The organism is Rhizobium sp. LjRoot98 (genome assembly GCF_964252935.1).
Taxonomy (GTDB): Bacteria; Pseudomonadota; Alphaproteobacteria; order Rhizobiales; family Rhizobiaceae; genus Pararhizobium.
The window spans coordinates 141,431-159,600 of record NZ_CAXUPW020000008.1 but is presented as its reverse complement, the minus strand read 5'-3'; the positions used below and the strand labels follow the sequence as shown (position 1 = coordinate 159,600).

15 protein-coding genes and 1 pseudogene are annotated in these 18,170 nt (G+C 57.5%); 9 read left to right on the top strand and 7 right to left on the bottom strand.

Annotated elements, in window-relative coordinates; translation table 11 throughout:
• Window positions 1–23 precede the first annotated feature (23 nt).
• On the bottom strand, window positions 24–1,067 hold the full coding sequence (locus tag ACSQ3J_RS22845; RefSeq protein ID WP_060502302.1) for a class I SAM-dependent methyltransferase: 1,044 nt from the start codon (window positions 1,065–1,067) through the stop codon (window positions 24–26).
• Window positions 1,068–1,373: 306 nt separating this feature from the next.
• Here ACSQ3J_RS22845 and ACSQ3J_RS22840 point away from each other — a divergent pair, with 306 nt between their 5' ends.
• Window positions 1,374–3,371 (top strand): putative bifunctional diguanylate cyclase/phosphodiesterase, encoded by a 1,998-nt coding sequence (locus ACSQ3J_RS22840; protein WP_436040400.1) that lies wholly within the window; start codon window positions 1,374–1,376, stop codon window positions 3,369–3,371.
• Between the two features lie 41 nt (window positions 3,372–3,412).
• On the opposite strand, the gene repC is transcribed toward ACSQ3J_RS22840, so the two are convergent.
• From repC to ACSQ3J_RS22810, 6 genes and pseudogenes are all read right to left on the bottom strand, one after another.
• Window positions 3,413–4,627 (bottom strand): plasmid replication protein RepC, encoded by a 1,215-nt coding sequence (repC, locus tag ACSQ3J_RS22835; RefSeq protein ID WP_060502304.1) that lies wholly within the window; start codon window positions 4,625–4,627, stop codon window positions 3,413–3,415.
• 154 nt (window positions 4,628–4,781) lie between these two features.
• Entirely contained in the window at window positions 4,782–5,807 is a 1,026-nt protein-coding gene (gene repB, locus ACSQ3J_RS22830; protein ID WP_060502305.1) for a plasmid partitioning protein RepB, read from the bottom strand.
• Window positions 5,808–5,810: 3 nt separating this feature from the next.
• Window positions 5,811–7,010, bottom strand: coding sequence for a plasmid partitioning protein RepA (gene repA, locus ACSQ3J_RS22825; protein WP_060502306.1), 1,200 nt, complete (start codon window positions 7,008–7,010; stop codon window positions 5,811–5,813).
• Between the two features lie 959 nt (window positions 7,011–7,969).
• Window positions 7,970–9,057: pseudogene (locus ACSQ3J_RS22820) on the bottom strand (tyrosine-type recombinase/integrase).
• Between the two features lie 10 nt (window positions 9,058–9,067).
• A complete protein-coding gene (locus ACSQ3J_RS22815; protein ID WP_060502308.1) occupies window positions 9,068–9,472 on the bottom strand; it encodes a type II toxin-antitoxin system VapC family toxin in 405 nt (134 codons plus the stop codon).
• The gene (locus tag ACSQ3J_RS22810) at window positions 9,472–9,726 is read right to left on the bottom strand and encodes a type II toxin-antitoxin system Phd/YefM family antitoxin (RefSeq protein WP_060502309.1); all 255 of its coding nucleotides are present in this window, start codon (window positions 9,724–9,726) and stop codon (window positions 9,472–9,474) included. The genes ACSQ3J_RS22815 and ACSQ3J_RS22810 overlap by 1 nt, the downstream gene beginning before the upstream one ends.
• A 334-nt stretch (window positions 9,727–10,060) precedes the next feature.
• On the opposite strand from ACSQ3J_RS22810, the gene ACSQ3J_RS22805 reads away from it, so the two are divergent.
• From ACSQ3J_RS22805 to ACSQ3J_RS22770, 8 genes are all read left to right on the top strand, one after another.
• On the top strand, window positions 10,061–11,023 hold the full coding sequence (locus ACSQ3J_RS22805; RefSeq protein ID WP_436040396.1) for a DUF1403 family protein: 963 nt from the start codon (window positions 10,061–10,063) through the stop codon (window positions 11,021–11,023).
• A gap of 2 nt (window positions 11,024–11,025) precedes the next feature.
• Window positions 11,026–11,724 carry an SMC-Scp complex subunit ScpB gene (scpB, locus tag ACSQ3J_RS22800; RefSeq protein ID WP_436040394.1) on the top strand — a complete coding sequence of 233 codons (699 nt, stop codon included), beginning with the start codon at window positions 11,026–11,028 and terminating at the stop codon, window positions 11,722–11,724.
• Window positions 11,725–11,897: 173 nt separating this feature from the next.
• Window positions 11,898–12,458 (top strand): DUF922 domain-containing Zn-dependent protease, encoded by a 561-nt coding sequence (locus tag ACSQ3J_RS22795; protein ID WP_436040392.1) that lies wholly within the window; start codon window positions 11,898–11,900, stop codon window positions 12,456–12,458.
• A 303-nt stretch (window positions 12,459–12,761) separates the two neighbouring features.
• The gene (locus ACSQ3J_RS22790) at window positions 12,762–13,919 is read left to right on the top strand and encodes a Gfo/Idh/MocA family protein (RefSeq protein WP_436040390.1); all 1,158 of its coding nucleotides are present in this window, start codon (window positions 12,762–12,764) and stop codon (window positions 13,917–13,919) included.
• Between the two features lie 12 nt (window positions 13,920–13,931).
• On the top strand, window positions 13,932–14,819 hold the full coding sequence (locus ACSQ3J_RS22785) for a carbohydrate ABC transporter permease (protein ID WP_436040388.1): 888 nt from the start codon (window positions 13,932–13,934) through the stop codon (window positions 14,817–14,819).
• Complete coding sequence (locus ACSQ3J_RS22780) at window positions 14,816–15,676, top strand: carbohydrate ABC transporter permease (protein WP_436040386.1); 861 nt, start codon at window positions 14,816–14,818, stop codon at window positions 15,674–15,676. The genes ACSQ3J_RS22785 and ACSQ3J_RS22780 overlap by 4 nt, the downstream gene beginning before the upstream one ends.
• A 102-nt stretch (window positions 15,677–15,778) precedes the next feature.
• The gene (locus ACSQ3J_RS22775) at window positions 15,779–16,942 is read left to right on the top strand and encodes an extracellular solute-binding protein (RefSeq protein WP_436040433.1); all 1,164 of its coding nucleotides are present in this window, start codon (window positions 15,779–15,781) and stop codon (window positions 16,940–16,942) included.
• Between the two features lie 93 nt (window positions 16,943–17,035).
• Window positions 17,036–18,169: an ABC transporter ATP-binding protein gene (locus ACSQ3J_RS22770; protein ID WP_436040384.1), complete on the top strand. Its 1,134-nt coding sequence runs from the start codon at window positions 17,036–17,038 to the stop codon at window positions 18,167–18,169.
• Window position 18,170: the final 1 nt, after the last annotated feature.

Sequence of the window (18,170 nt, the reverse complement as noted above, 5' to 3'; positions counted from 1 at the left end):
CGGTTATCCCGCCCCCTCAAACCTTAGCTGCGTTTGCGGATGATGCCGTAAACGATGTGCCGGTTTTCGCCGAATTCCACGCGCGCCTCGACCGAATTACGGTCGGCGCTGGCATTGATGATGTTCCACATTTCCACATCCGAACGCAGCAATAGCGCCCAGTTCATGAAGGTTTCCATATAGCCGTCGTCATCGACGTCGCGCGAGAAATTCGCGAACAGAAACACGCCGTTCGGCTTCAGCATATCCAGGCAGGTCTGCGTCAGCTTGATCGCCACCTTGTCGGCGAGATAGTCATAGAGACCTGCCGCATAGATGAAGTCGAACTTGCCAAGCTTGTGCGATTTCGTCAGCAGGCCGCGAACGGAGCCGTCGATCGCCTCGACGCATGTGCCGTTGAAGTCACGGACCATCGAACCAACACTAAGCGGGTCCTGGTCCAGGGCCACCCAACGCTTGATCCGCTTTTCCCGCAGAGCGACGGAGTTATCGGCCTCGCGAAGATGGCCAGCTGCCACCGTCAGGATTTCGGTCTCTGGACCTTTTTCTGTTGCGATTTCATCCACATAGCGCGTTAGGAGATCGCGCCGTTCGCGCACGGCAACTGGCGAAGGGGACTGGCTGGTATAGCCATAGAGTTCCTTGCCCAGCGGCGACGCCTTGGCGATTTCGTCCGCAACGCTCGGGTGCCCATAGATGAAATCGATCAGCTGCGCATCACCGGAATAGCCACGGGGCTTCACGAAGGACCAGCGCGTGAAGGGATCCTGATGGAAGAAATCCGCGACCGGATGATTCTGAACGATCGGGATCAATTCCTGCCAGACATTGTGATGATATCGGCGGCGCGTTTCGTGAAGTACGCCGATCAGACGATGGATGATCAACGCCGGATTTTGATCCTCCTGGATCTGTTGCTGCGCAATTTTCAGCGCAAGCGCAACCTCTACGCGGCCAGTGGCCAGTTGCTCATAGTGAAGTTCGTTTTGGGAGGAGGATAGTTCAGAGGTTATCGCCGCAGGGGTGATTAGGCTTTCGCCGTCAAAAGCTATCTTGATTTGGGTCACTCGAGCCTCGTGCGTTAATAGATCATTAACATTATGGGGAAAAACGAGTGCAGTGCCAATCGAAATTGCACGTATCCGCATGGCATGGTTAACGCGCTCGCGTATCAGTTGGGTTTACCGCACCGACCCGCTAACCTTCGGCAAATTCAGGAAAACTTAATGTACGTCCAATATTGTGCCGAAAAGTGCTGCCTTTTCTTGCTGGGCTGCCTCGCTGCCCTGCGCGTGCATATGCATCGGGTGGTGGCAGTACCGATAAGGGCAGTTCAAGGGTGGAAGGATGCGACGCAACCCCATGGAACGTGCATGAAGCACACGCTGGCCGATGTAGTGGAGATTGATCTCAATGCTGAGCCGCCGAGACCGGCATCGGCGGAGCTTCGCACACTCTACCGTGAAGAAGGCCAGAGCACGCGGCGCCACGATACCCGGCAGGGAATGTGGATCGCGATTGCGGTCTACCTGCTGTTTTCCATTACCGACATCCTGCTCGTTCCAGACGTTGCCAAATACGTAATCGCATCCCGTTTCGTCATCGGGACGATTGCTTTCTTCCTGCTGGAAGCCGAGGTCCGCTGGAATGCCAGCGCAGATATCATTGATACGACCTGTGCAACCGGCCTTGTCGTTGCCTATGCCGGTTGGCTGTATCCGTCGCTCATGACCGCGGACACCATCAGCATTTCCTACTACATGGTCTTCGGCGCGATCTTCATGATGAGCGTCAATCTGTTCTTCAGCTTCCAGTTCCGCCTTTCTCTGATCGCATCGGCAGTCATTCTTCTTATTTTCCTGGCCGCATTGCAGTCATTTCCGGTGGTAGATCCTTCCTATAAGCTCGCATTCGGCACATTTTGCATCTCCTGCTTCGTCTTCACCTCCTACGTCAACTGGAAGCTGAACAGAGAACGCTACAAGGTCTTCCTGAACGCCCTTGAGGCAAAGGTTCAGCAAAAGGAGGCGTCCGAACGAGGCGATGCCTTACTTAGACTGTCGAATACCGACCCGCTGACCGGACTGGAAAACCGCCGTGCCATCGATCAACGGCTGAGGGACTACTGGAGCGGCTGGCAGAAATACGGCACCAGTTTTGCGGCAATCCTCATCGATGTCGATTTCTTCAAGAAGTACAATGACTGCTATGGCCATCAGGAAGGCGATCGTTGCCTCATCCTGGTTGCCGATGCCCTTGCCGATTCGATCAAGCAGCATAACGGCTCGATCGGGCGCTATGGCGGCGAGGAGTTCATTGTGCTCGCGCGTGTGGAAACGCTGGAGCAGGTTTCAGAACTGGCGGAAAACATCTGCCGGACCGTCGAAAACATGGGTCTGCTGCACCAGCAGCGCCGCGATGGCATGTCGATCGTCACGGTCAGTGTCGGGGCTGCGTTTACGCGAAGCCAGGCCGGCACGAAGCTCGAAAAGATCATCCATGAGGCCGACCGCGCCCTGTACGGTGCCAAAGCGAGCGGCCGCAACTGCGCCAAGCTGTTCGACCCCAATGATCCCCATAGCAGTGATGAAAGCGAAAATATCGCGGCTCTCTTGAAAATTGCCATCAGCCAGAACCTCGTATCGTTGGTCTATCAACCGATCCGCAATGTCTCGTCCGGCCGCGTTGAAGCCGTCGAGGCTCTTATGCGCCTGACGATGCTTGACGGAACCGCGGTTTCTCCCGGCCTGTTTATCCCGATAGCGGAGCGGACGGGGGCCATCCTGAACCTTGGATATTGGGCGATCCGGACAGTCTGCGCCGAACTGCTGATCGACAATCACGTTCGTGTCGTCAGCGTCAACGTGTCGCCTATTCAGCTGAAGACACCGGGTTTTGCCACATCCGTCGCTGCGATCCTTGGCGAGACCGGCGTTGCCGGCGGGCGGCTCGCCTTTGAGATCACCGAAGGTCTCGAAATGGAAATGAATTCGGACATCCTGCGCTGCATCAGTGATTTGAAGATGCTGGGCATTCGAATTTGGCTTGATGATTTCGGCACAGGCTTTGCCGGCCTTTCCTGGCTTCGCCTGATCGATTTCGACACCGTCAAGATCGACCGCTCGTTTCTGCACGACAGCAGCACTCCGAGAGGTAAGGCCATGCTGCAGGATATTATCGGGTTGGTTCGCAATCGGGGACATAAAATTCTGGTCGAAGGCGTCGAAACGGATGAGCAGCTTGAGCTTATGCGCGAATTCCGCATCGACCAGGTCCAGGGGTTTCATGTCGGGCGCCCAGCCCCTCCTGAGGATTTCCATTCGCCACCTCCTATAGACGATCAAGCGCCCCGTCTGCGCAGGCCGGCTTAGACAGCAACGCCACCGCCGACAGTCAAATAACACGACTTTGCCTACCCAGCCTTCCGGTCTCCGGGAGCATTTGCCCGCATCAGCGCCATCAACATCGGACCCAGCGAAAACTCGCCCTTTTCAGCTTTGCCTGTTAGATTCCGAAGATAGCCTCCTGCCGAATTGATCAGGCCACCCCGCTCCAGAATGCACGCCATGACCGCCGCTGCGTTTTCAGGGCCAAGAATTTCGCAAGCCTGCTGATAGGCGCTCGGACTGACGCCGAGCATGGATCTCACGACCACAGCGGCGTTCATGAGATCACGCCAGCTGGAAATGCCCCCGCCCGGCCCGTACATGATGATTTCCGGGCATGCCGTCAGCACCATGTTCAGCGGGAATGCCTTTATCGGCTCGCGCGGCTGTTGCCGATGATTTATTGAATTTTCACCCTGCTTTTTTCTGATAGCAGGTTCAGATTCAGAAATAGAGTCGGGATTTGAATTCTGTATGTGCCGCTCATTCTGTAAGGCATTGCCGCTTATTTTCTGTCTATTAATTCGCATTTCCAGCTGGTTAGCCGTTTCGTCCCTCAATGCCCCAAGTTGCTCCAGCGCCACGGTCAGTTCCACGGCCGTCGGTTTGCGTGGGAGTACTGTCAGGAGGGCTCTGTAATGTACATGGGTGGTCATCCAATCGCCCGGGACGCCCTCTTCCAGAGCAGTCTCAATCAATTTCGATACGTCACGGCTGCAGATGGTCAATCGCTCACGTAGCCGCTGGATATGAAGCCGCTCGGCAACAACCTCGTCAGCGAGACGCTCGATGTCGTCTGCCCGCGCCAGTAGCGGTGCCAGTGAAAAGCCAAAAGCCTCGTCGATCGCCCCTGCCCGGTCACGACGTGCATAGCGCTTGCCATTGGCACTGTCCTTGCGCGACAGAAGTCCCGCCTCGATGAGAACCGCCAGATGCCGGCGCAGTGTTTGCTCGGCCATTCCATGCGCACGCAGCGAGAGCTGCGTGTTGGACGGGAACACGACCAGGCCGTTGTTCGCCGACAGCTCATTCTTCGGGTAAAAGCTCAAAAGAGCATTCATAACGGCCAAAGCACGGTCTGTTACGCCGAGGCGCGATTTTGCCTCGCACAAAGCACGATAGAGTTTCCATTTGTCGGCCGACTTTTCCGGCTCCAATTCCTGGCCTAAAACTTGATTTGCCACCATGGCAAGCGTCATCGGCCGCCGCCCAAAGGGCGTCGTCACACTTCCAACCTGCATTTTCTTCACCTTGTAACAGGCAAAAGAAATCTGCTCACCAAAACGATGCCAAAGACTCTTGACTATGATTCGTGAAAATGTGATTCTCTAGCTGCGAAACTTCAGAGAAGGGCTTCCACGACGGAAACGTTTGGGGGCCTTTTTCTTTTGCGGTTCAGTCTCCTGTTCCTGTTGTCTCTTTCGATTGTACGAAATCTGCATAAAGCGCGGAGAGCTTACCTTCGACATAAGCGCCGAAATCAGGCTCTACCGTCTTGTCGAACACGAGTTTCAATGCGTCGCCCGTTTCGGATATTCTCACGGCCTTCCGCTGCGTGCCGGCATTCCAGAAAGCGCTTCGTGCCTTATCCTTGCTCTCTCGCAGCCGGTCGTAGACCGCCTGGAAACGCGCATCGGATGTCAGGTCGCCAAAGCCAGGAGCGAGAAGCGATTCGAGGGCTTTTTCTCTCCGGCTTTTGTCTTCGATCAGATCGGCAAGCTCGGCCCAGCGTGTTCGGCCAAAACCGGGAGCGGCACCGATCGCCTCGATCAGTTCAGCCGGAAGCCGGTTCACAAGCGCGATCATGCGTGAAAGGGCTGCTTTATCGACCCCCAGTGCAGACATGATCACATCGCGGCTGAAGTTTCGTTCCTCCAGGCGTGAAGCAAAGAAAGACCGCTCGATAAATGTCAGGTCTGTGCGGGCGTTGTTTTCCTGCCCCTGGCTGACGACCAGCTGTTCGTCCGTCAGGTCGCGGATAACGGCGCGGATGGGGCCGCCGATAGTCTTGACGGCGGCAAGCCGCCGGTGGCCATAGGCAACTTGAAAGCGCCCTTCCCTCTCTGGATGCGGACGGACAAGAATTGGGACTTGTTGCCCGTGTTCACGAATCTGCGAAATCAGAAGCTCCTGATCCTCGGAACTGACTCCGAGCCGGTCGACAACGAATGAACTGTCCACCACTGAAGTGTCCAGTTCAACGATCGCCTGTCCTTGGGCAAGCTGCTTCTCCAGCGCATCGACGCGCTGCGCCTTCTCATGAACGCCTCCGAGCGACTGGGATATCGCCCCGACGGGGCTTGCGCGTTTCAACGGCTTTTCAAAGCCTGCGAGCGGACGGGAATTTGTGAACGCCGGCTCATTCTCCACGGCCGAGGTCACATCCGATTCGATCAGGTTGAAAACGTTCTTACGGGCCATGAATTACTTCCTTCCCCATGTCCGCTTGATGAGATCCTCTATTTCCGTATTCACGGCAGTGAGGGATTCGAGCGCACGGTCATATGTGCCTCGCGTGAACTGGTTCCTGTCCACTTCGTATAGCGTTTGCTTGGTCAGCCCCGCATCCGAAATGGCCGTCGACTTGACCATCGAATTTTCCAGAACCCGGTTTCCGAAGATGGAGCGCATGAACCCAGACATCTGAGATTGCGGTCCGTCGTTCGGCTCATAACGCGTCACAAGATATCGCATCCAGTCGTAGTCCATCGAGCCACCGGCTTCTTCGACAACCGACAAAAGGTCACCGGTCATATGCAGGAACTGGCTCATCGACATGACATCCAGCATCTGCGGGTGCACAGTAATGAGAACCGCCGTGGCTGCGCAGAGCGCCGATAGCGTCAGGAATCCGAGCTGCGGCGGGCAATCGATCACCACGATGTCATAGGCGCTTTCGATCTCGGCAAGGCATTCCCCAATGCGGGCAAAGAACATGGAGTCTGTCTTGTGCCGGCCGGCAAGAGCCTTGGGTGTTTCATGCTCGAACTCCATCAGTTCCAGATTGCCCGGAATGATGTGGAGATTGGGCGTATAGGTCGCCCGGACTATATCTGTTACGTCCCGCCTCGCACCGTCGTAGCGTATGGCGCCATACAGCGTCTCGTTCTCTCCGACGTCGAATTCAGGCTGATGACCGAACAGTGCCGATAGTGACGCCTGCGGATCAAGGTCAATCGCGAGAACCCGATAGCCACGCAGAGCAAGAAATTGCGCCAAATGCGCCGACGTGGTGGTTTTGCCGGAGCCACCCTTGAAGTTCATCACCGAGATGACCTGGAGCTTTTCGCCGTCACGGCGATGGCGGACATATTTGCGAGGCCCCTTCCCTCCATCATCAAGAAGATGGCGAAGGTTCTCGATATCCTGAACCGAATATTGACGGCGGCCATTCGCCAGCGGTTCGGGACCATGTCCATCCGCAACGATCTGGCGAAGATAGCCCTGGTGAATACCGATGAAATCGGCGGCTTCGGCAGGCGTGAATTGGCGAATGCTTTTTTGAGCAGTAGGCGGGAATGTTCGCTGCTGGTGTGCCTGCAGCTGGCGCGACAATTCCTCGGCGTCGGACGAGATCAGAGAGCGCAGGCTCTCACCATTTTTATTGCCTGCGATGTTCAACATATTGTCCCCGACTCAATCCGCGCTTATTTTTTAATAAGCGCTCAAAATGCGCTGATCTCATTAGGCCCGATTCTATCCGGCGTGGCAAAGTCTTTTTCGTTAACAGGAGATTAACCAACAGCATCACGACTCGGGACATTTTTCGTTGTACATGTACAACTCGCCGCCACGCGATAGCTGGTTGGCTCGAACCGCGAGTTTCCCCCGGAATATGCACTGGCCTGTCGCCTGCCCTCCCTCTCCTTCAATTGTCCAAAAACCACGATTCCCCGATTGGCCCGCGCCCTCCGGCCGATGGTCCCATAGTCCTCAGCCATGCCCACCAGACGCTGTTGACGGCGGCACTCGGCATACGAATTTGATGGCTCGTTTTCGCCCGGAATATAACCAAAGATGACGGGCCGGGTGTGTTGTACATGTACAACTTCTGCAAAATCGGAAGGAGAGTTTCCCGGCTTCATCCGCCGCTTACTCTACCGCAGAAGGTGACTTTAAATGACAGTGGATAAAACGTCTGACCAGAGACAGTTCGCCATTCCGAATTTCGCGTGCAGGCCATCAAGTAAGGATAGCGCGCCGAATGCTAGTCTTCACGGAACGCCGTCACCCTACGGGAATCGTCCTTTCTGATCCCAGCTGCTAAATGAAGAATCCGGGCTTGTAGCGCCAGAGGTTCATTCGCACTTGTCATCCTGCACATCACAACGCGATCCGCTCGACGCCTTGAAGCGCGGTTGACTTGCAGTCAATCTTGCGACGCCGAAGCCAGTAACACAGTTGGAGCCCATCGGTGGTGAAGTTGGTCGGCCAGCTTCGCACCTTGCTTGCGACAACCGGCAAGCCGCCGGTCCTCCTCCTCCTCGCGCTTCGTCAGGAGATGTCTGCGTCGCAATTCGAGCAAGAGAATCTGCCCCAATCAGACTTGCTCTCCGGGCCTTCCGTGACGTCGCAACAGCCGTTCAAAAGCCAGTAGCTGTCGTCAGGTTGTCCTCAACCGGTCACGGCGGCGCCGATGCTTGCGGGTCATTTCGACAGAGGCCCGGCCGAGTTATTTTTGTACCGGGCGCTCATCGAGCTCAGCCGAGGAAATAAGTCCGGCACGCAACGAGTGGCCGGAGAATTTGAGTGCCCGCTCGCCCTCCGCAAGATCTCCGCGGACACCGGCAGCCAGCGCCGTGCGTTTGACCAGGCGGGCAACTTCCTGATCATTCAACCGGTCAGCACCCACGGCTTTGCCTTGACCGGTTATGCGCCGGAAAAGAGGGCCGTGCGCGATGCGCGACAGGGTCAGCCACGTACCGAGCGCGGCGACCGGGCAGGCGGCGTCAGACGAGCCGCGGCCGATCTCAACTTCACGCCAACCGGTTTTCCCCCGCAAAGTGACAATCAGCCCCTTGTCGAGAATCTCGATCCAGCCACGGCCGTCCTCCGTCTGGTTCTTCCCGACATCCAGCCCGACAATTTCCGAGCGGCGAAGGCCGCCAGCGAAACCGATCAGCAGCATCGCCCGGTCCCGCAACCCGCGGAGCGTTCCCCGGTCGAGCGTCTCAAGCATGGCGCTGATGTCTTCCGGCGTCACCGCTTCCTTCTGCATCGGCGGCCGTGCATTGCTGTTGCGGATGCCAGCCATTACCCCCGCAATATGCTGGTCCTTGCGGTCGAGCGATTGACCGCGCTGGGCGTAATTCCAGGTCAAGGAGGAAAGCCGGCGCTCGATCGTCGAAGCCGAGTTTGGCTTTCTATTCCCACCAACAGTACCGGAGGCACAAGCGGAGAGGTATAGCCCGACATTCTGCGGCTCCGGGGGAACGGAAGAGAGTGACTGGCGCCGGCACCAGGCGGAAAAATGCTTCCAATCACTCGCATAGGCACGCCGCGTATTGGCGGAGCCGGTAGCCTCGACGCCACCGTGGACATGGACGCCAGGACCATCGAGACGGGCAGGACGAGAAGCAGGCCGTTGAGCCGGGGTCTCGTCGATGCGCCCATCGAGAGGAGCGTTGGAGCCAGCCTCGGGAGCGGCAGTCCCGTTTTCGTCAGCGGTCATATCAACACCATCAAGCGAGATCCCACGGATTGACGACCAATAGGCCGACGCCGGTAAAGTCAGCGCCGTTGCGCGTAACGACAACAAGATCATGAACGATCGCAGTGGCTGCGATCAACCCGTCCATGTCACTCCACGGCCGAAGGGCGGCAAGCCGACCCCATTCGACAGCCACCTGATCGGTGACCGGGAGTATCTGCGCCGTATGGTCATGCCGGAGTTTGCGCAACCATTCAGCGAGATGCGCTGCAGTTCTCCGATCCGTCGCCTGCTTCTGGGCGATGCCGCGCATGATTTCGCCAATCGTAACCACGCTGATGTAGATGGCGGCCGAATCCTGCGCGCGCAACCAGGCAACCGCTTCTGGCGCACCGCGGATCGCCTCGGAGATAACGCTCGTATCGACCAGATACATCAGAACACCGGGCTCCGGCTGGGCGACCGTTCGCGGGCCGAAATACTGTCGGCAGAAGAGTCGTCCCATGGTGGTGCTGCAAGAAGATCATCGACAAGCGTCGGTCGCCCAGCTTTCAGTGCATCATAATCTCTGGCCGACAGCACGATTGCAGCCCGCTCGCCACGTAAGGTCACAATCTGCGGACCCTCGAATTTCGCTTTCTGAACCACTTTTGAGAATTGGTTCTTCGCATCCTGTAACTGCCATTCCATGTTCCGCTCCAATCTAGCCTGTCTAGCTAGATACCGGTGTAAAATGCTGAAAACAAGGCGGTTTGAGTCAAAACAATCCGCCGCCCGCTCAATAACCCCCGCATGCTGGGGGAGGGGAGGGCCCGGGGACCGATCGGCGTATTTACGATATGGCTACGGTTGCCGAGAGATAATGATCAGTCGCAAGCAATCGCTCTTGCTTCCGAGAAATTTGAGGCGGTCCAAACCAAACAAACGGCAAACTAATATTATCAGTCGTTTTCGTTTAGAAGGCTCCTGTGCGGTTTTGACATTTACTCTGGTTAAAACCGCCCCTCTCGAATAAGCTTCGCCTATGGATTCGAGATCAGTCCCCACGCTTTCTACAACGATTCCCCTGCCGGTCATACCTGGGTGGGTCAAATCTCGCGGGGAGCCGAATGATGCCGATGTGGCGTTCATGGCGGGAGCGGCCCTGAGTTCATTGGACCAGTTGGTGCGCTCGGAGCCAGCCTGGTCCGGCGCCTGGCGCCAGCGCCTCGGGTTGAGATGTGCGGTTACGGCAGTACGGTTGACGGGGCGGACGGAAGATGAGCCCGCGCTACGTGATGCCGTTTTGTTGCGCGCGCCGGGTGGCGATGCAGGGCCGGCCGGCAATATTTTCCTGGCCTATAAAAGATTGTCGGCGCATAGCACCCAGAATTGTGAACTGGTCGACGAAAAAACATTGCGGGACATCGCCGATCTCCTCGCACTGAAATGGGACGATAGGCTAGCGGAGTTCTCCCAGCTCACCGGCGACTTGGCCCAGGACGGGCGGGCCGCACCTTTTGTCGTGGCTGAACTGGTAACGACGGTATGGCGTCTTCGTCCGGACGCGGAAATTCTTGGCTGGTGGCTGGCGGACTGGGTTTTGGCGAAAAAGCTCAACTGGCAAAGGCCTGTTCCGCTGCTGATGGCGCAGCGCTACGACCCAGCCTTCAGGATGACCGGGGGGAGGGGACGCATAAGGCCCGATGAGGAGGCGTTTGCCCGATCCGTCTGCCTCGCTCTCGTTCAAGGCGCACGTGAGGCGATCCGCCAGGCGGTGGAGATCAACCGCCGTGCCGAGCAATTCCTAGCCGTGGCACCCAAAGTGCGGACCAAGGGCGCAGAAACCGTCCTGCAGCAATTGCTCGATGAGGATGCGCTGTCGGCCTCCGCGACCAACGGCAATCTTTCCCGCTGGGCTAGCCGCCGGTTGTTTGAGCGTCTTGAAATGCTCGGCGGTGTACGGGAACTGTCAGGGCGCTCCACCTTTCGCATTTACGGCTTATGACCATGTCTGGACAGGATATTGCCAAAACCGGAGGGCGCAAACGGAAAGCAGCAGGTCAAGACATCGCACTGTTCGATCGCGAACTGGTGTCCCTGTCACCGGCGCTCCGCTGGCGCGAATGGATGAACCGTATAGAAGCGGTGATCTTTGCTTCGGCCACCCCTGTCGATCGTGCGACCCTTGCCCGGATTGTTGGTCAAGAATGCAATATCGACCTGATCATCGACGACATCCGCGAGGAATTGCGCGGCCGGCCGTTTGACTTGGTTTCTGTCGCGGGCGGTTGGCACCACAGGACAAAAGCCGCCTATGCGCCGGCGATCCGGGCAGCAGGTGCGGCCACGCAGCCGATGGCAGGATTCAGCCAGCAAGAGGCGATTATTCTGATTGCGATCGGTTACTATCAGCCAGTGACGCGCGGTGAGTTGTCGGCCATGTTCGGCAAGGAAGTCAGCCGGGACACGATTGCCGGCCTGCGCCAGGCAAAGCTCATCACCTCCGGCCCACGTAGCCCAACGCCGGGTGCACCCTATACCTACGTCACAACACCTGCGTTCCTGTCGACATTCGGTTTCGACACCCTGCGGGATCTGCCGGATATCGAAATGCTCGAGGACAGCGGCTTGCTCAATCGGAAAAGAGTGGCTGATGATGCAGATATGATGGGAACGAAGATCACCGAAGACGATGAGTATGATTAACCCCGCGCCGGCTCTTTCCATCGGGGGCAAAACCGGTTCACAATCGACAACCGGTCGGCGGACGGCCTCATCGCAAACAGCGCCTGCCCGGTGATCGCGAACGAATAATGCAGCACAATTTTGAAAGAGCGCCCGTGAACCCCATTCGTTTTTTGAGTTTGCTGGCGGGTTGTATGGCCCTGATACCAAATATTGCACAGGCAAACTGGCAGGCCGTCGAAAACGTGCAGCCCTATTCCGTTGCCGGCAAGACCGGCGCCGAATTGTACGCCTCCATTGGTGAACGTGGCCCAAAAATCGGAACTGCCGGCCGGGCCATGGCCGTCACCAATTTCAAACTGACCTGGACCCGGAAATATGAGCCGCGTGGCACTGCTTGTGTTCTGGCTATCGCACGGCCCAAGCTGATCATAACCTATGTCTTGCCAAAACCGGCGGAACGCTTGCCGGCCCCGGTTGCGAAAAGATGGGACACCTTCATTTCGGGGGTACGCCAGCATGAACTTGTGCATGGCGATCTCATCAAGGATATGGTAAAGAAGATTGAAGCCGTTTCCGTGGGTCTTTCAGTCGCCGATGACCCAAAGTGCCAGAAGATCCGCACGGAATTGACCGCTCGTCTTGGTGAACTCTCACGGGCCCAGCGGCAACAGAGCCGGGACTTCGACCGGGCCGAACTCAGCAACGGCGGCAATATCCATCAGCTCGTCCTTGCTTTGGTCAATGGGCAATAGGTAGCCTGCAAAGGCGCCGCAGCCATATTCCTCCGTCCTTTGAAAGCGCGGCACTTCTCAGCCATGCCAGATGACTGCCCCTGTCGAACGCACTCCTCGGCATGCCGTGGCACGTCTTCACAATTCAAGGGCACCGCGGGCCCGGTTATGAATAATTTTCCTTGTTTAGAGCCATTGCACATGAAGGATCATGAAAATGAATTTCATAAAACCAGTGATTTTGCGGATTTCGATTGACGCGTTTGAAAATCTGCCTCAATCTGAGAAAATAAATTACGATAAAAATCGGGGAATACCAGAAGAATGAAAGTTGGCATCATCGGACTCGGATTCCGTCTGGGCTATCTGGGTTATGTTTTCAAAGCCATGGACGAGCGCTTCGAGATCGCGGGTTACGTCGATCCGAGCCCCGCCGGTTTGCCGGGCCTTGTGGAAAACGGCGTCTCCGCCAGCACCGCCTACGCAACGCCTGAAGAGCTGATTGCCAACGAGAAGCTCGATCTCCTGATGATCGGCTCGCCCAATCATTTGCATCTCGATCACATTCGCATTGGCCTTGAGGCCGGGCTGAAGGTTTTCAGCGAAAAGCCGGTCGTCACGACAGTCGAAGAGAGCATCGAACTGGCCCGGCTGATGGCGAAATTCGGCCATGAGCGGCTGATGGTTGGCCTGGTGCTGCGTTATGCGCCGATGTACCGGGACCTGCGCGCCGCCCAGGCTGCCGGAACGCTTGGCCAGATCGTTTCGATTGAGGCCTCCGAACATATCGAACCCTATCATGGCGCGTTCTTCATGCGCGACTGGCGCCGTTATGAGCGCTATTCCGGCAGTTTCATGCTGGAAAAATGCTGCCATGATCTCGACCTCTACAACGGCATCGTTGGTGCGCGGCCCGAGCGGGTAGCAAGCTTCGGTGGCCGCAAGAGCTTTATTCCGGCGAACGACCCGGCCCGCGAAGGCATCAACGACCTCGAACTCTTCCATCGCAAGCCCAGCGGCTGGATGGGCTCCGACAAGGTGTTCGACAGTGATGGCGATATCATCGATTACCAGGTGGCGATCGTCGAATATGCCAATGGCGTCGGCATGAATTTCCATACCAACCTGAATGTTCCCGACCAGTTCCGCCGTTTCTGCATCATGGGGTCCCGCGGCATGGCCGAGGGCGATTTCATCCGTGGCTATTTCGATGTCCACGAGATGCTGACCGGCAAGAAGGTCGTCGAGAACAAATATGCAGCGACAGCACTGTCGCAGCACTACGGCGCCGACGAGCAGATGGCCACCGACATTATCGGCCATGTCCGCGATGGCCGGCCGCTCCCCGTCTCGACGCTCGACGCGCTGGAAGCGGGCATTCTTGCACTGTCGATGGACGAGGCGCGCCGCAAACGCACCGTCGTTGATCTGCGGCCGATCTGGGATCGCTTTGACGAGGCGCTCCACTCCCGTGCGGCGTAAGGAGAGCGCAAAATGAACGTTCAGCGCAGCACCCTCATCTTCGCCTGGATGCTTTTGCTGCCAGCCGTTCTCTATGTTGTCGTGATCGTCGCCTATCCGCTTCTGGATACATTCATCCTGTCATTCACCGACGCATCATTGAAAAAGACGACCAACTGGGTCGGCTGGGTCAATTACGAGAAGATCTTCAACACCACCTTTGCCGAGGTCATCATCCGCACCTTCGTGTGGACCTTCTTCTCGGTTGCCATCAAGATGATCATCGGTGTCTTCGGCGCCTGCATGCTGAACGCGGCGGTCCCGGGCCGGGCGCTGTTTCGCGTGCTGACCATGCCGCCATGGATTGTGCCGATGGCGATTGGCATCTTCATGTGGGGCTGGATGTACAACGGCCAGTTCGGCATGATTTCCGGCGTCTTGCAGAACTGGGGCATCATCGACGGTCCGATTGCCTTCCTCGCCCACGGTTCGACCGCCTTCTGGGCGACGATCATCACCGACGTCTGGATCGGTGTTCCCATGGTGACGCTTTACATGCTGGCAGCCATGCAGGCCGTACCGCAGGACCTCTACGAGGCCGCATGGACCGACGGGGCAGGCCGCTTCTATCGTTTCCGCCGCATTACCTTGCCGCTGCTCATTCCTTCGATGATCACCATGTCGATGCTGTCGCTGATATCGACGTTCAACTCGTTCGATATCATCTGGATTCTGACGCAGGGCGGGCCGAACGGCGAAACGACGACGATGATCATCGATACCTACCGAACGGCGATCGGCTCGAAGAAATATGGTGAAGGTGCCGCCCGCGCTGTGCTGATCTGCATCTTCCTGTCGATTTTCTGCGTGGCCTATTTCCGGGTGACCAGCCGGCTTTCTGCGGGAGAATCCAACCGATGAGCACGCAACCCGCCATGATCAACCGCTACCGCTGGTACGAGGTCATCAGCATCTATGCCGGTATCTTCCTCTTCCTGACCTTCATCCTGGCGCCGTTCGTCGAAGGGTTTCTGGTATCGCTGAAGCCGCTCGGCCTTCTGTTTTCCTCGCCCTACAAGTTCTGGCCGGAAAACGGCTCCTTTGCCGCCTACCGGACAATGTGGATAAGCGTTCCCGGGTTTGCCCGCTATATCTTCAACTCGTTCTTCATCTCGATCATCGTTACTGCGATCGTCCTCGTCCTCGTCGTACCGGCGTCCTATGCGTTTGCCCGGTTCACGTTTCGCGGCAGCGGGCTTCTGCTCGGCGCGTTTCTTGCGGTTAACATGTTTTCGGGTGCCGTCCTGCTCATTCCGCTGTTCCGGCTGATGCGGACATTCGGCGTGCTGAACACCTATTTTGCCATGATCGTTCCGGGAGTCGCCTTCCTGATCCCTTCAGCGATCTGGCTGCTGCGCACCTATATGATGCGCATTCCGCGCGAGCTGGACGAGGCGGCCTTCGTCGATGGTGCCAGCCATTTCTACACGCTTCGCCGGGTCATCCTCCCCATCGCCATGCCCGGCATCACCGTCGTAGCGATCACGACCTTCATCGGATCCTACGCTCAGCAATTCATCTTCGCGCTGACCTTCAACTCGAAGACCGAATACATGCCGTTGCCGGTTGGGCTGTTTGCCTATTTCGGCCGGCAGGAAGTGATCTGGAACGAGTTGATGGCGGCGAGCTTCGTCGGCATCACCCCGGCCATCATCGTGATCTTCTTCCTCCAGCGCTATCTCGTCAGCGGGCTGACCGCTGGCGCGGTGAAACAATAAAAGCAGTCAACCACCAGAGAAACGGGAGCTTCTAACGTGTCAATTCATTTCAAGACGGGGATTGTCGCCCTTGCCTTGCTCGGCTCGACCGCGCTTGGCGCCATGACCGCGCATGCGGCCGACCAGGAAATCAGCTGGATCTATTGCGGCGACACCATGGATCCGGTCCATGAGAAGTACATCAAGCAGTGGGAAGAAAAGAACCCAGGCTGGAAGGTTACGCCGGAAGTTGTCGGCTGGGCACAGTGCCAGGACAAGGCAACGACGCTTGCCGTGGCCGGCACCCCGGTCGCGATGGCCTATGTCGGCTCGCGCACGCTGAAGGAATTTGCCCAGAACGATCTGATCGTCCCGGTGCCGATGACCGAAGACGAGAAGAAGAGCTATTACCCGCATATCGCCGATACAGTCACGTTCGATGACAATCAGTGGGGCGTTCCGGTCGCCTTCTCGACCAAGGCACTTTACTGGAACAAGGACCTTTTCAAGCAGGCTGGCCTCGATCCCGAAACGCCGCCGAAGACCTGGGCCGAAGAGATCGCCTTCGCCAAGCAGATCAAGGAAAAGACCGGCATTGCCGGCTACGGCCTCCCTGCCAAGACGTTTGACAACACCATGCATCAATTCATGCATTGGGTTTACACCAACAACGGCAAGGTCATCGATGGTGACAAGATCGTCATCGACAGCCCGGAGGTTCTCGCAGCTCTCCAGGCTTACAAGGACATCACACCTTATTCGGTTGAAGGCGCCACCGCTTACGAGCAGAACGAAATGCGCGCCATCTTCCTCGACGGCAAGGTCGGCATGCTCCAGTCCGGCTCCGGTGCGGCTGTCCGTCTGAAGGACACCAAGGTCAACTGGGGCGTCGCTCCGCTGCCGCTTGGCCCGGCTGCAAAGGGTGAAGGCACTCTGCTGATCACCGACAGCCTGGCGATCTTCAAGGGCTCCGGCGTCGAGGAAAAGGCCACGGAATTTGCCAAGTTCATCACATCGCCCGGCCCGCAGGGTGAGTACGAGCTGCAGGGCGGTGCCGGCCTGACGCCACTGCGTCCGTCGCCGATGGTCGATGAATTCGTCAAGAAGGATCCCTACTGGAAGCCGTTCATCGACGGTATCACCTATGGCGGTCCGGAGCCGTTGTTCACGGATTACAAGGGCTTCCAGAACGTGATGATCGAAATGGTCCAGGCCGTCGTCACCGGCAAGGCCGAACCGGCGGATGCCCTGAAGAAGGCTGCCGCCGATCTCGAGCAGTACAAATAAGACCATCGGACCGCGAACCATCAGCTTGGTTCGCGGTCCATTCCTTTTCTGCTACGAACGGGCCGCTTTCCGCCGGCGGCCGGAGACAGTTTCTTGGGACAGCTCAATCTCAACAAGGTTCACAAATTCTACGGGACGTTCGAAGTGCTGAAAGGCATCGACCTGGAGGTCCGCAACGGCGAATTTGTCGTTTTCGTCGGACCGTCCGGGTGTGGCAAGTCGACATTGCTGCGCATGATAGCCGGTCTTGATGAGACCAGTTCCGGCGACATCATGATCGATGGCAAGCGCGTCAACGACCTGCCACCCGTCAAGCGTGGCATCGCCATGGTCTTCCAGAGCTACGCGCTCTATCCGCATATGACCGTGTTCGAGAACATCGCCTTTCCGCTGCGCGTCGAAAAGATGCAGGAAGACAAGCTGAAGGCAAAGGTCGAGAACGCCGCACGCATTCTCCATCTCGATCAGCGGCTCCAGCAGAAGCCTGGGCTGCTGTCCGGCGGCCAGCGCCAGCGCGTTGCGATTGGCCGTGCAATCGTGCGGGAACCGAAGATTTTCCTGTTCGACGAGCCGCTATCCAACCTCGATGCGGCGCTCCGCGCCGATATGCGGATCGAACTGGCCAAGCTGCACAAGCAGTTGAAGGCGACGATGATCTACGTCACGCACGACCAGGTTGAGGCGATGACGATGGCGGACCGGATCGTCGTCCTCAATGCCGGGGAGATTTCGCAGATCGGTGCTCCGCTTGAGCTCTATCACAAGCCGTCCAACATGTTCGTCGCCGGGTTCATCGGGAATCCGCGCATGAACATGCTGCCCGTCACCTGCAAGGCTGTCAGCGATGCAGGCGTCGAGGTCGAATTCAAGGGGCAAACAGCAACGATCCCCGTGGCGGGTCGCTCCGATCTTGTCGGCCAGCCGCTGACATTGGGTATCCGGCCGGAACATATTCAGTTCGGCAAGGCGGATTTGTCGATGAACTTGACGCCGTCGGTCATCGAGCGGCTGGGGGCACAGACTGTCGCTTATGCCGCGCTTGATGGTGAGAGCGAGAATTTCTGCGCGATGCTGCCGGGCAGCGCCCCAATCCGCACCGATGAGACGGTTTCGATCGGCATTCAGGCCGCCGATTGCCATCTGTTCGACGCATCCGGCATCGCGTTGGAACGCCGGGTAGAACTGACCGACATCGATGTCGGCCTGTTGAAAATCGCTGGCGGCTGAT